Raw genomic sequence first — 12443 nt, forward strand, 5'->3', positions numbered from 1 at the left:
GTGTGATCGACGCCCAGCCGCCTTCCTATTATTCCGCCGCGTCAGAGGCTGCGTTCGAGGTGATTCAGACCGCACCTCCGTCGCCGGCGCTGAACCCTTCCGGCCGCGACGTCTACCTGGGCGGCCCCCTGAAGGACGGCCCCTTCATCCTGGGCGAGATTTCTTACCTGCTGACCGCCGACGCGCGTATCCAGGTGGACGTCGATCCGCTTCTGGACCTGCTTCAGCCCGTGATTTCGCCCGCCTCCTGGCAGGCGCTGGCCAGCGCCCTGGCGGGCCGGCAGCGGGTCTCGACCGTCGAACTGACGGACCTCGGCTTTCCGATCGCCTATGATCCGGCCACCTTCGGTCTGACGCTGTCGATCAGCCCCGATGTGCGGCCCAGAACCAGCCTGAGCATTTCCGGGGGACGTGAACAGTTTCGCGGCCCCGTGGCCAAGCCCGCGAACCTTTCGGCCTATGTGACCACCTATCTGACGACTGACTATGTACATGTGGGCGAAGACACCGGCTTCGGCACGCCCAGCCTGCTGATCGACAGCGCGGTCCGATTCCGGGGGGTCGTCCTCGAGAACGAAGCGACCCTGGAGGATTCGTTCATCCGCGAGGGTACGCGTCTGGTCTACGACGACGTCGCACGCACCGGGCGCTGGACGGCCGGTGATCTGAGACCCCAGGCGCGGGGTTTTTCGGGGGCCAGCCCTATCGCGGGCCTGTCGCTGGAGCGGGTCTACGCCGATCTCGATCCCCAACGGAACATCCAGCCGAGGGGCCAACGGTCCTTCACCCTGGTACGGCCTTCGACGGTGGAGGTGTTCATAAACGGCCGCTCGGTTCAGCAGACGCGGCTGAACCCCGGATCCTACGACGTCAGCGATTTTCCCTTCGCCCAGGGCGGCAATGACGTGCGGCTGGTGATCCGCGATGATGCGGGCGTCGAAAGCGTCTTCTCTTTCTCCATCTTCTTTGACCGAAGCCTGCTTGCGGCCGGCTTGACGGAATTCGGCTTCTACGCGGGCACACGGACCGACTTCGACCAGGACGGCCGGGAATACACGGGCGATGCGGCGGGATCGGGCTTCTATCGGCGCGGCCTCACCGACGATCTGACGGCGGGGGCCAACTTCCAGGCCAGCGCACGTGGCGGCGTAGTGGGCGGTGAAATCGTCTGGGCGGCGCCGATCGGCACGATCGGCATGAATCTGGCTGGATCGTCCATCACCGATATCGGCGAAGGCTATGCGCTGAACCTCAGCTTCGAACGCGTTTTCGGCGCCGACCGAAGCAGCGCTCGTTCCCTGAACGCCACGGTCCAAACCGTCAGTGAATCCTTCGCCACGCCCGGTGTCGAACTGGCGGACAATCCCTTCGCCTATGAGGCCGGGGTCACCTATTCGCAGTCGATCGGCACGACCCAGTATGTGTCGGCGGACGTCTTCTATTCCGTGGGGCGGGGCGCACGAGAAGACCAGGCGTCGGCCCGCGCGAGCTACGGCTGGCGCGCGAGCGGCCGGCTGCTGTTCAACGCCGAAGCAAATTTCGAAAAGCGTCAGGACCGCACCGAGACCGGCATCCGGTTCGGCCTCACCTATCGCATGGGCTCCTACGCCAGCGCGACGGCCGAGGTCGACAGCCGCCGCAATCGGGCGCGGGTCGGATACCAGACCTCGCGCGGACGGGGCGTCGGCTCCTGGAGCGCGGCGGCGAACCTAGACACGTCTGAAGACGCGGCCGGGGTCAACGGATCCTTCACCGCCCTGCTGAACCGCGCCGAGATCGGCGGGTCCCATCTGACGTCGTTCAACGCCGACAGCGGCGAAATCTCGGATCAGCGGACCTCGTTCCGGGCCGGGAGCGCGCTGGTCTACGCCGACGGCAAGGTGGCCGTGTCGCGTCCGATCTACGACAGCTTCGCCCTGTTCGCGCCTCACGCCAGCCTGAACGATTCCCAAGTCTATGTGGAGCCCCGCGAAGGGAACTACACTGCGCGGTCCGGTCGGCTGGGCGGGGCCGTGACGCCTGAACTCAGCGCCTATTCGCCGCGCACGGTGACGTTCGACGTGCCGGATGCGCCCACCGGCTACGACATCGGCGCCGGCTCGGTGCAACTGCTGCCGCCCTACCGTTCCGGCTATCTGATCACCGTCGGTTCGGACTATTCGGTCTCGGCCACCGGCCAGCTTGTCCAGGCGGACGGCGCGCCGCTGAAGCTTCTGGTCGGCACGGCCTATGAAATGGCGCGACCTGATCAACCCGGCGTGCGGATGTTCACGAACAACTCCGGCCGCTTCGCCGTTCAAGGCCTTCGGCCGGGCCGTTGGCGGATCGAGGCCGGGATCGACGGCGCGCAGACCTATATGATCGTCATCCCCGCTGGCGCGGACGGCCTGGTCCGTCTGGGCGTCATCACACCGGAGCCCCGCCCATGAAGATCGTTTTGCCGACCGGTCTCGCCGCGCTCACCCTGATGTTCGCGCCCGCCGCCGCACAGGCCGGATGCGCCGGGTTCGAGTCGCAGGGAACGGGCCTGTCCGTTCGCTACGATCCGTTCTCGGGTGCGCCTATCAATCATGCATTCAACATCCGGGTCAGCCGGACCGATCCCTCCGTGACGGCTGTCCGCTTCATCCTGGTCGACCCCGACCCCCGGGGCGGTCGTTCGCAGTTCGGGGCGGGGGGGCCACAGGGCTACGATGTCGAATGGGCGCGTGACTCTTCCCGCCCGGTGTTTTTCAGCGGCGCAGAACAGCCCAATGCGACCAATGGGGCCGTCGTCAGCTTCAAGACCGGGCCTGCGGGCGACGTCGTCAACGAGAGTTTCCGGCTGATGGCGCCGGCCGGCCAGTCTGTCGGATCAGGAGACTATTACGAACCGCTTGAGGTCCGTTACGTCTGCTACTCGGGCGAGGAGCGGCTAGACGCGGCGGAGATCCAACAGGGTGGCCGGGTCGCGCTGGATCTGGAAACGCCCGACATGATTTCGGCCTTTATCGGATCCGCAGGCATGCGACGGGGCGAGATCGACCTGGGCGTCCTCAATCCCGATCAGTCCTCCAGCGGCACCGTGGTCGTGACCGCGCAATCGACGTCGCCCTACGAGTTGAGCGTGTCGTCGAAATGGGGCGTGCTGCGTCGCGGCGACGCGGATACCGCCGGCCTTCGCTATTCGATGCGTCTGGGCGGAGTTCCGGTCGAGGCGGGGGCGGCTCTGGTGTGCGACCGCACACCGGCGCCGTCTGGCCGCAGCCATCCGCTGCAGGTCACGGTCAGCGGCGAGGACGTGTCCGCCCAGCCCGCCGGCGCCTACAGCGACGTTGTCACCCTGACCTTTTCTCCGCGGCTCGGACTTTCGCCCGGCGCCGGCTGTTCCATCTAGAAGATCATGCCCTTGGCTTCGGCCCGCAGGCTCAGGCTCATGCCGTCCTGAGGCGACGACAGGATGATCCCGAGGTCGCGCTGGCGGAACGCCGGCTGATTGCTGTCGATGATGACCGTCTGGGTGGCCGTCGAGGAGAGCGGCACGCGCTGGCCGTCGATCACGGCGAAGGCGTCGATCAGACCGGCGGGGTGGTTGAGGATCAGGCGATAGCCCTCGACGTTGTTGCAGAGCTCGGTCATTCGGCCCAGGCCGGTTTCGCCGGTTTCGAAGGCGGGGATGACGGCCGCGCCGACCTCGACCCGGCAGATGGTTCGAGCTGTCGCTCGAATGCCGATCGAAACCCCGCCGGCGAGGGCAGGGGCGACGCCCAGCAGGGAGATGGCCGCTGCGAGCGTGGCCGTTTTCAGAATGTCAGAGCGCGAAACCATCAGGCGTCCCTCCAGGAGCGAGGCTTCACATTTATCCGCTCCGCCTGAAAGTCACTTTAACCGGCGTGGTCAACGCCTGTTTACCTTACCTCGACCATCCAGGACGCCCACCGCCGTTTGATCGTCTCCAGGCGACGCGTCGGGTCATCGACCATCTGGCGGTAGGCGGCGGGGGACATGCCGAAGCGGGCGCGGAAACGGCTGCGCATGTCAGCCTCGTTTTTGAAAGCGTATCGGAGCGCCAGTTCGGCGAGCGGCGTGGTGTCGTCCGAACGATCCAGCGTGGTGCGAACCGCCGCCAGCCGTCGGCTTTGAATGAAACTGTCCACGCCGCCGTGGGGCGCGAGCAGCCGGTATAGCGTGGCCCTGGAAACGCCGGTCTCCCTGGCGATGACGCCTGCATTGAGCCCGGGATCGCCGAGACCTTGCTCGATGATCCTCTGGATGGCCTCGCGGCGATCAAATTCCATCCGCCGTTTCGAAGCCGTGGCGCCGCCGCCTGTCGGGCCGACGGCAAGACCGAGCAGATCCACAAAGGTCCGGGACACCGTCGGAAGCGCATCATGCTCGAGTGCACCGGCCCGGCGAGACAAGGAAAGAAGATAGTCCCCCAGCAGGCCGGCCTGATCGGGGTCCAGCACCCGGCCATGCAGGCCGTTTGCGGCGCCGGCCGCCGCCTCGATCAGATCACGGGCCACGCTGACCGTGATCAGACGTCCATCCGGGATCGTGGTTCGGGTCTGTCGGCGAAGATCCTGAAGCACCAGGTCGCCCGGGCGGGCCTGATCGAAACCGCTGACCTCGCTGCCGATGAGAACGCCCTCGACTACCAGATGAACGACGAAATGGGAAAAGCCGTTGAGACCGACGCGCTGCGCCGGACGGGCGTGCCCGACGCCCGTCAGCCGACGATCAAACAGGATAAGACGATCCAGCCGATGAGCCGTGACTTGAGCGGACACGGCCTGTCCGCTTGAGACCACGTCCGCGCCGCCGTCATAGAGGCCGCGATAGGCTTCGGCGGCTTCGGGCGGCGTCAGGCCTTGAGTCGAAAAGCTGAAGCTTTCGATCATGATCCGGCGTTGGCCCGTCGGGGGCTCCGCACGTGGTCTGTCGGAAGCGATCCTGAACGCCCAACGGGCAAGACGGAAAGGGGGGAGATGAATCCCTGTATGGTACGCGGCACTGACTATCCTGATCTCGGCGAGATTGTGATGCAGGATTGGCGCCGTCCTCAGCAGACGAGGCGAATCCGATCCTCCAGTCTCAATCGTGAGATCGACGGCGCAATACCCACACTTGGGGACGGGGCGTACTTATAGCCAAGCCAGACTATTAATCCCTGGTAAATCATGTCGCCCCCGATGACTTCTCGGCTCGTTGCGCTGGCAGGCGCAGCTGGACGGGAAGATGAGACTCCCTCTCTTCACCTGTCCCGTTGGTTCGCCAACCACGCCATCGCCTGCCTTTTCCTTTCCGCACAGACCCTGGAGGTGCTGGATGCGAACGCCGCGGCCATCCGCCTCGTCGATGCGTCTGACGAACTCGCGCTCAGCAGCGGCAAGCTGGTGGTCCGGGGCAAGGCGGCTGCGGAACAGTTCCGCCGGTTCGTCTACAGCCTCGACGGAGCCCCCGAGATCCACATGGTCGGCGATCACCACAGGCCGCTTCTCATGCGCGTGGAAAGGGTCGACGAGACCGAGGTGATCGCCGTTCAGCTCTTCCCGATCGCTCCGGACGAGGATCAAAGCCTGTGGGCGAACATGGGCGTGATCTTCGGCCTGACGCCGTCGGAGGATCGTCTGATCAAGCTTCTGGTCGGCGGCGCCAATATCAAGACCCTGTCCGAAGAGCTCGGCATCAGTGTCGAGACCGCGCGGACGCACGTCCGGCGCTCCTATCTGAAGATCGGGGTGAGCAATCGCGAGCAACTGTTCGCCGCCGTCGCGCCCTACCGTCTGAAAGGCTGACCCCCCGGACGGCGCGATTCTGCTCAGGCTGACGAGAATGGGGCGGCGCGCTGATGCGACGCCGCCCCGACACGGTTTCCGCCCGGATCAGAAGCGGTAGGCGACGCCGACCCGCAGGTTGCGACCCGGCAGAGGCGCGATGTCCTTGAGGAAGGAGACGTGTTCGCGGGCTTCCTCGTCGGTCAGGTTGCGCGCCTCGGCGAAGATGGTGACGTTTCGATCCGTCAGCGGACGCCAGGCGGCGGCCAGGTTCAGCAGGGTGTAGTCGTCGGTCGGCAGTTCGTATTCGTTCGCGACCCGGTCCTGTTCCCCGACATGGCGCACCTCGACGCTGGCGTCGAACGGGGTTGAACTCCAGGCCACGCGGCCGGTCAGGGAATAGGGCGGAATACGCGCTGCCGGACCCAGGTCCGTCTGGGCATGGACAAAGTCGGCGGCGGCTTCCAGCGACAGTTTGCGGTCGCCGTTCTGCCAGACCGCGTAGGAGCCTTCGGCTTCGAGACCATAGAAACGGGCGTCGGTCTGGACGAACTGATAGACCGGGAATTCCTCGTTCTCTTCCTCGAACAGGAAGGTCTCGCCGGTGGCCCGCTCGTCGATGAATCCGTCGTACCAGGAGTGGTAGACGTGCAGGTCGCCTGTGAACCGTCCACGATCATAGTGCGCGGTGGCCTCGAGCGTGTTGACCTTTTCGCTGTTCAGATTGACGTCACCGGTCTCGTAGGCGGCGGTGGCGATGTGCACCCCGTCGGCGAAAAGCTCCACCTCGCTGGGCGCGCGTTCGTTGTGCGCCAGGCTCAGGCCCAGGAACAGGCCGGGCGCGGGCCGCAGGAAGGCGGCGGCCGAGGCCGACCAGTTGTCGAACGTGCGGTCCACCTGGCGGTCTTCGCCGATCGGCGTGGCGCTCAGTTCGCGACGATCATAACGCAGACCGCCCTCGAAGCCGTAACCCTGGCGGTCCAGACGCTGGACCGTGTAGACGCCCAGTTCGTCGATGTCGGTTGTGGGAACGAAGGCTTCCTCGCCGATGGCCTGGAAGTTGCGCGAAAGGGACTGAACCCCGACCGCGCCGTTCCAATCGCCGCGCTTGCGTTGCACCAGGTCGGCGCGGCCTTCCCAGCCGTCCGAGTTGAAGACGGTGCCGGGCTGGCCGACATCCTCAAACTCGGTGTGGGTGTATTCAGCGTGGCCGTAGGATCCGCGCAAGGCCGAGAAGGGGCCGTCGTCGAAGCGATATTCGCCCCGGACGTCATAGCGTTCCTGGTTCAGCTTGATGAAGACGGTTTCCTCGGCGACCGTGCCGTATTCACTGTCGGTATTCTTGTACGAGGCGCCCAGGAAGCCCTTGTCGCCGATATAGGATCCGCCGACGCCCCAGGCCTCCAGATCCGAATAGCTGTTGGGCTGGGATCCGCCTTCGCCCCGATCCACGCCGTCGGCGGCGGCCTTGCGGGCGGACAGGGCCGGGGCGGGAATGTCGTAATCGTCCGACTTGCGCTTCACGCCGTCGATGTTGAAGGCGAAATTGCCGCGGCCGAGGGTGACGCGGCCGAAAGCGCTGCGGCCGTCGTCGACGCTGGACGCCTGGGTGGAGACGACGCCCGAGATACCGCCCTCAGGAATTGCAGTTGGGATGCGTTCGTCGATGACGTTGACCACACCGCCGATGGCCGATCCGCCATAAACCAGCGTCGCCGGTCCGCGGATGATTTCGATGCGGCTGGCCTCGGCCGGGTCTGTGGCCACGGCGTGGTCGGGCGAGACTGAACTGGCGTCGATCAAGCCGATGCCGTTGGTCAACACCTGCACGCGGGGGCCGGAGAGACCGCGAATGACCGGGCGGCTCGCGCCGGGGGCGAAGTCGGTCGAACGGATGCCGGGGCGAGTGCTGACCAGATCGCCCAGGGAAACGGCCGGCGCGGTGGCCAGGGTCTGGGCGTCGATCACGTCTGTGGCGATCGTCGTGGCGCGCTGGCTTATGCCATAGGGCGCGCCGGTGACGATGATGTCGTCAAGATCGACGGGCTTGGCGGTGGTCTGGGTCGAGGCGGTCTGGGCCGAAGCGGCGCCCGCGAACAAGGCGGAGGCGGCGGCTCCAAGCAGCAAGGAGCGGGAGGAGGAATTCAGACGCATGAGAAATCTTTCACCGGAGGGTGAGGTAGTTATGAGATAACATCACATTTGGTCAAGACTGTCGCAGCCCCGCGCGTTTCATCCTCAAGGCCTGTGGCGGATGGGAGACTGTGGTCGGTGACCTGGAACGGTCAGGCCCCATGAAGGGTCAGCCCCGCTCGGCCCACTTCAACAGGGGAATGAGCGGCAGGCCCCAGGCTGTGCCGCCGACGCCGAAGAACAGGAAGTCGATCCAGGGGGAGGCCGGCAGAAGCCCGCGCAGGGCGATCAGGCCCCAGACCCAGAAGATCAAAAAGGCCAGCACGCCGACCGCCGCGACGAATCGGCGCGCGCGGGGCGGCATCAGCGCTTGTTCCGGAACAGGAAGAAGGCGACCAGGCAGACGCCGGAGCCGATCAGGGCCCAGGGCACCCAGGCCCAGCTGTCCATGGTGCTGACGGCGAAAACCCGCACCGCCAGGAACCAGCCGCAGGCCAGGCCCACGCCGGACACTAGGCTGGTTCCGCCAAAGCCGCGGCGGCCGGTGAGCAGATCGGCGATCCAGGCCAGCAGAAGTCCGCCCAGAACGGCGGCGGCGATGTCGGCGTATTCCAACCCTGATCTCCTGCGGCGTCAGCGCCGTTAACTTAATCCGACTCGATCTTGTCACGCCGGGCGGGCATACCGCCCCGGTCGCGATTTGGTCACGGTCGAGCGCGACACCATATCCGGGTCAGTGTCGGGCGTCGAATGAACCGTTTCGGAAATCCAGATCGCAATCGCGCCGTCGCCGTGTGGCTGTTCGCCACGGCGGCCGTCGTCTTCCTGATGGTGGTGGTCGGCGGCATCACCCGCCTGACCGGATCGGGTCTGTCGATCACGGAGTGGCGACCTATCATGGGCGCGATCCCACCGCTGAACGACGCCCAGTGGGCCGAGGCCTTCGACAAGTACAAACAGATTCCCCAGTACGCCCAGATCAACGCCGGCATGAGCCTGGGCGAATTCCAGGGCATCTTCTGGTGGGAATGGCTGCACCGCCTGATCGGGCGTGTGGTCGGCCTGGTGTTCGCCCTGCCGCTGGTCGTCTTCCTGGCGTGCAGGATGTCGCCGCAGCGTTCGGTCCTGCGGCAATGGGCCATGCCCGACCGGCTGATCTGGCGTTGCGTGTTGCTGCTGGCCCTGGGCGGGCTTCAGGGGCTGATCGGCTGGTGGATGGTGTCCAGCGGCCTGTCGGAGCGGGTCAGTGTCGCGCCCGAGCGTCTGGCGACCCATCTGGGCCTGGCCTTCGTCCTGTTCGCCGCCCTGATCTGGACCGGGCTTGAGGCCTGGAACGGCGAGGATCACGGGCGTGCGCCGGGCGGATGGGCGCGCGGGGCCGGGATTCTGCTGGGCGTGGTCTTCGTCCAGTGTCTGCTGGGCGCCCTGGTCGCCGGCGGTCACGCGGGGCTGGTCTATACCGACTGGCCGCTGATGGACGGGGCGGTCCTGCCGCCGGCCGACTGGAGCCTGGGCGCCGGGGCCTTGCTGCATGACAAGGCCCTGACCCAGTTCAATCACCGGCTTGTGGCCTATGGCCTGTTGATCGCCGTCAGCATCTACGCCTTCCAGGCCTGGCGCTGGCGTGTGGCCGAAGGAATGGGGCTGGCGGCCTTTGTCCTGGCCGCCGTCGTCTGGCTTCAGGCCGTGCTGGGGATCGTCACCCTGATGCACGCCGTGCCGGTGTGGCTGGGCGTGCTGCACCAGGCCGGGGCCGCCGTCGTTCTGGCCGTGGCGACGGCGAACCTTTGGCTGGTGCTGCGAGCTCAGCCCCGGATCTTCATGTCCGGACCGAGGACCATGGTCCGGTGATCGCCACGGTCAGACCCGGATACTGAATATTGACGAACAGGGTCCGGCCGTCGGGAGCGAACACCGCGCCGGCGAACTCGGAATTGCCCTGAAACACGTTGCGCCCCAGGGTGTAGAGCTTGCCCTCGGGCGTGACGCCCTTCAGGTGGTTGCGGACTTCGGTCGAATAGTTGTCTTCGCAGACGATCAGATGGCCCCAAGGCGCGATGGTGATGTTGTCGCCCATGTTCAGGGTCTTCACATCGGTGCTTTCAACGAACAGCTGCACACGACCGGGATGACGCGTCTCGCCGGATCGACCTTCTTCAGCCGAGGGCACATAGCGCAGGATTTGACCGCGCTGGATCGGTCCGCCCGAGGTGGCGGTCAGATACAGCTCGCCGTCGCCCCACCAGATGCCCTCGGCGCGGGCCACCAGGGCGGCGCCTTGAGCATGACCGCGTCGACGCAGGTCGCCTTTTGGGCTTTCGACCTCCTCCATGTCGATCCAGTCCACTTCGCGCCAGTCTCCGATAGACCAGATGCGATCGGCGTGGTTCGAGGTGTCGGCGCCCCGGTGGCCGCGCAGGACCATGGCCTGCAGTCGGCCGCCCCTGGCCAGTTCGCCGGGGGTGTCGGGAATGAAGCGATAGAAGAGACCGTCGCCTTGATCCTCGGTCAGATAGAGGATCCCGGTCCGGGGATCGACGCAGACGGCCTCGTGCTCAAACCGCCCCATGGCCTTCAGCGGGACCGGATCGACGAGACCCTCGGCGCGAGCCGGCACCTCGAAGACATAGCCATGATCCTTGGTCACGTCCGAGTCGGTCGGAAGCTCGCTCGTCTCCTCGCAACTGAGCCATGACCCCCAGGGCGTCTGACCGCCGCAGCAGTTGGTGCTGGTGCCGGCCAGGCTGAGGTGTTGGCGTTCGGTGCGGCCCGTCGCCAGGTCGTAGATGACCGTGGTCGTGCCGCCGGGGAGGGGGCGCCCGTCCTTGTAGGTGTCATAGGCGCGCCTGACGTCCAGCTGACCGATCCGTTCCTGATTATAGCCGCCCGGCCCCCAGTTGCGGTGGCTGGCCGATGAACCCTTCAGTTCGTGATTGCGGACCAGGGCGACGCGGGTGTCGTCCAGGGCGAAACACCCCATGCCGTCGAACTGTCCCGGCACCAGAAGGCCGTCGGCCATGGTCTCTCCGCCTTGAGAGACAATGCGGTAGGAAAAGCCTTCCGGCAGGTCCAGCACGCCGTTGGGATCACGCTTGAGAGGGCCGTAGCCGATGACCTCGTTGAGGTAGGTCTCCTCCTCGGCGGCTTTGACGCTCTGAGCCAGGCCGGAAAAGGCGAGGGCGGCGCTGGAGGCTATGAGGCCGCGGCGGTGAAGGATCATGGGAGAGCTCCGAAGGATTTGGCCTCCGATGACTCCGAATGGCTATGGTTTGATGACGAACGCCGTTAATTTGTAACGGAGAAACAGCTCAATTTTGCGGGTATTTTAATACCGCATATGGAATATTACGTTAAAACAGTATCTTGCATCACATGTCGCGCTTTCAGGCGCGTTGACGCGGCGTGTCGTCTCCTGTATCAGCGCGCCTTCATTCGGTTCCCTCGGGGGCCGGACCCGATTTTCGTCTCCAGGAACCCCCTCAATGCTGAAGAGCACCACGGCTTCGTTGAAGCCGGCCGAGGTCGAGAAGAAATGGATCCACATCGACGCCGAAGGCGTCGTGGTGGGCCGTCTCGCGACCTTCATCGCCAACCGTCTGCGCGGCAAGCACCGCGGCGACTACACTCCGCACGTTGATTGCGGCGACTATGTCGTCGTCACCAACGTCGACAAGGTGGTGTTCACCGGCAAGAAGTCGACCGACAAGGTCTATTATCGCCACACCGGCCACCCGGGCGGCGTCAAGTCGACGACCCCGGAGAAGGTTCTGGGCGGTCGCTTCCCCGAGCGCGTGCTCGAGAAGGCCGTCGAGCGCATGCTGCCGAAGGAAAGCCCGCTGGCCCGCAAGCAGATGACGCACCTGCGCCTGTTCGCCGGCGGCGCGCACGAACATGAAGCCCAGCAACCGGAAACGATCGACTTCAAGTCGGCGTCGCCCAAGAACACCCGGAGCGTCTGAGCATGACCGACGTGACCAATACCGAAGCCGCCACCGGTTTCGACGCCCTGAAGGGCCTGAGCTCTTCCGTCGAGAACGACGCCCCCGTCTATGTCCAGAAGCTGGACGCCCAGGGTCGCGCCTATTCGACCGGCAAGCGCAAGAACGCGATCGCTCGCGTCTGGGTTAAGCCCGGCACCGGCAAGATCACCGTCAACGGCAAGGACCAGGAGCAATATTTCGCTCGTCCCGTGCTGCGCATGATGATCGCCCAGCCCCTGACCGTCTCGGATCGCGCCACCCAGTATGACGTGATCTGCACCGTCGAAGGTTCGGGCCTGTCCGGCCAGGCCGGCGCCATCCGCCACGGCCTGTCGCACGCCCTGACGCATTTCGAACCGGAACTGCGCAAGGTCCTGAAGCCGCACGGCTTCCTGACCCGCGACAGCCGCGTCGTCGAGCGCAAGAAGTACGGCCGCGCCAAGGCTCGCCGTTCGTTCCAGTTCTCGAAGCGCTGATCGCGTTCACGCGGTTTGGATTTGGGGCGCTTCGGGGAGACCCGGAGCGCCCTTTTTCTTGTCCATCTTCTCCCGCATGGGGGAAGGGTCAGGAGTAG

Annotated in this window: 12 protein-coding genes; 6 read left to right on the plus strand and 6 right to left on the minus strand. The window is 65.6% G+C overall.

Features of this window, described 5'->3' with window-relative positions:
* The first annotated feature begins 2 nt into the window (after positions 1-2).
* The gene (locus tag GGR11_RS02715; protein ID WP_183195288.1) at positions 3-2429 is read left to right on the plus strand and encodes a fimbria/pilus outer membrane usher protein; all 2427 of its coding nucleotides are present in this window, start codon (positions 3-5) and stop codon (positions 2427-2429) included.
* The gene (locus GGR11_RS02720) at positions 2426-3376 is read left to right on the plus strand and encodes a hypothetical protein (RefSeq protein ID WP_183195289.1); all 951 of its coding nucleotides are present in this window, start codon (positions 2426-2428) and stop codon (positions 3374-3376) included. The genes GGR11_RS02715 and GGR11_RS02720 overlap by 4 nt, the downstream gene beginning before the upstream one ends.
* Here GGR11_RS02720 and GGR11_RS02725 read toward each other — a convergent pair.
* Positions 3373-3807 (minus strand): hypothetical protein, encoded by a 435-nt coding sequence (locus GGR11_RS02725; RefSeq protein ID WP_183195290.1) that lies wholly within the window; start codon positions 3805-3807, stop codon positions 3373-3375. The two genes, GGR11_RS02720 and GGR11_RS02725, sit on opposite strands and share 4 nt — an antisense overlap.
* 80 nt (positions 3808-3887) lie before the next feature.
* A complete protein-coding gene (locus tag GGR11_RS02730; protein WP_183195291.1) occupies positions 3888-4880 on the minus strand; it encodes a helix-turn-helix domain-containing protein in 993 nt (330 codons plus the stop codon).
* A gap of 279 nt (positions 4881-5159) precedes the next feature.
* Between GGR11_RS02730 and GGR11_RS02735 the strand changes: the two genes are divergently transcribed.
* Positions 5160-5777: a helix-turn-helix transcriptional regulator gene (locus GGR11_RS02735; RefSeq protein WP_183195292.1), complete on the plus strand. Its 618-nt coding sequence runs from the start codon at positions 5160-5162 to the stop codon at positions 5775-5777.
* Positions 5778-5864: 87 nt separating this feature from the next.
* On the opposite strand, the gene GGR11_RS02740 is transcribed toward GGR11_RS02735, so the two are convergent.
* The 3 genes from GGR11_RS02740 to GGR11_RS02750 form a co-directional block, all read right to left on the minus strand.
* On the minus strand, positions 5865-7910 hold the full coding sequence (locus tag GGR11_RS02740) for a TonB-dependent receptor (protein ID WP_183195293.1): 2046 nt from the start codon (positions 7908-7910) through the stop codon (positions 5865-5867).
* A gap of 148 nt (positions 7911-8058) precedes the next feature.
* Positions 8059-8253 (minus strand): DUF2842 domain-containing protein, encoded by a 195-nt coding sequence (locus GGR11_RS02745; protein ID WP_035310276.1) that lies wholly within the window; start codon positions 8251-8253, stop codon positions 8059-8061.
* Complete coding sequence (locus GGR11_RS02750) at positions 8253-8504, minus strand: transglycosylase (RefSeq protein ID WP_183195294.1); 252 nt, start codon at positions 8502-8504, stop codon at positions 8253-8255. Before GGR11_RS02750 ends, GGR11_RS02745 begins: the two co-directional genes overlap by 1 nt.
* A gap of 135 nt (positions 8505-8639) precedes the next feature.
* Here GGR11_RS02750 and GGR11_RS02755 point away from each other — a divergent pair, with 135 nt between their 5' ends.
* The gene (locus tag GGR11_RS02755) at positions 8640-9740 is read left to right on the plus strand and encodes a COX15/CtaA family protein (protein ID WP_183195295.1); all 1101 of its coding nucleotides are present in this window, start codon (positions 8640-8642) and stop codon (positions 9738-9740) included.
* Here the strand turns inward: GGR11_RS02755 and GGR11_RS02760 are convergent.
* Complete coding sequence (locus GGR11_RS02760; protein ID WP_183195296.1) at positions 9709-11109, minus strand: alkaline phosphatase PhoX; 1401 nt, start codon at positions 11107-11109, stop codon at positions 9709-9711. The genes GGR11_RS02755 and GGR11_RS02760 overlap by 32 nt on opposite strands.
* Positions 11110-11374: 265 nt before the next feature.
* On the opposite strand from GGR11_RS02760, the gene rplM reads away from it, so the two are divergent.
* Both rplM and rpsI read left to right on the plus strand, forming a co-directional pair.
* Entirely contained in the window at positions 11375-11848 is a 474-nt protein-coding gene (gene rplM / locus GGR11_RS02765; protein WP_183196355.1) for a 50S ribosomal protein L13, read from the plus strand.
* 2 nt (positions 11849-11850) lie between these two features.
* Positions 11851-12345 carry a 30S ribosomal protein S9 gene (gene rpsI, locus GGR11_RS02770; protein WP_183195297.1) on the plus strand — a complete coding sequence of 165 codons (495 nt, stop codon included), beginning with the start codon at positions 11851-11853 and terminating at the stop codon, positions 12343-12345.
* Positions 12346-12443: the final 98 nt, after the last annotated feature.

The sequence above is a fragment of the Brevundimonas mediterranea genome (assembly GCF_014196125.1).
In the GTDB taxonomy this organism is placed as follows: Bacteria; Pseudomonadota; Alphaproteobacteria; order Caulobacterales; family Caulobacteraceae; genus Brevundimonas; species Brevundimonas mediterranea.

Bases quoted from the DNA above. Each gene is read 5' to 3' on its own strand.
- GGR11_RS02720 (WP_183195289.1), top strand. From the start codon at position 2,426: ATGAAGATCGTTTTGCCGACCGGTCTCGCCGCGCTCACCCTGATGTTC.
- GGR11_RS02725 (WP_183195290.1), bottom strand. From the start codon at position 3,807: ATGGTTTCGCGCTCTGACATTCTGAAAACGGCCACGCTCGCAGCGGCC.
- GGR11_RS02730 (WP_183195291.1), bottom strand. From the start codon at position 4,880: ATGATCGAAAGCTTCAGCTTTTCGACTCAAGGCCTGACGCCGCCCGAA.
- GGR11_RS02735 (WP_183195292.1), top strand. From the start codon at position 5,160: ATGTCGCCCCCGATGACTTCTCGGCTCGTTGCGCTGGCAGGCGCAGCT.
- GGR11_RS02740 (WP_183195293.1), bottom strand. From the start codon at position 7,910: ATGCGTCTGAATTCCTCCTCCCGCTCCTTGCTGCTTGGAGCCGCCGCC.
- GGR11_RS02745 (WP_035310276.1), bottom strand. From the start codon at position 8,253: ATGCCGCCCCGCGCGCGCCGATTCGTCGCGGCGGTCGGCGTGCTGGCC.
- GGR11_RS02755 (WP_183195295.1), top strand. From the start codon at position 8,640: ATGAACCGTTTCGGAAATCCAGATCGCAATCGCGCCGTCGCCGTGTGG.
- GGR11_RS02760 (WP_183195296.1), bottom strand. From the start codon at position 11,109: ATGATCCTTCACCGCCGCGGCCTCATAGCCTCCAGCGCCGCCCTCGCC.
- rpsI (WP_183195297.1), top strand. From the start codon at position 11,851: ATGACCGACGTGACCAATACCGAAGCCGCCACCGGTTTCGACGCCCTG.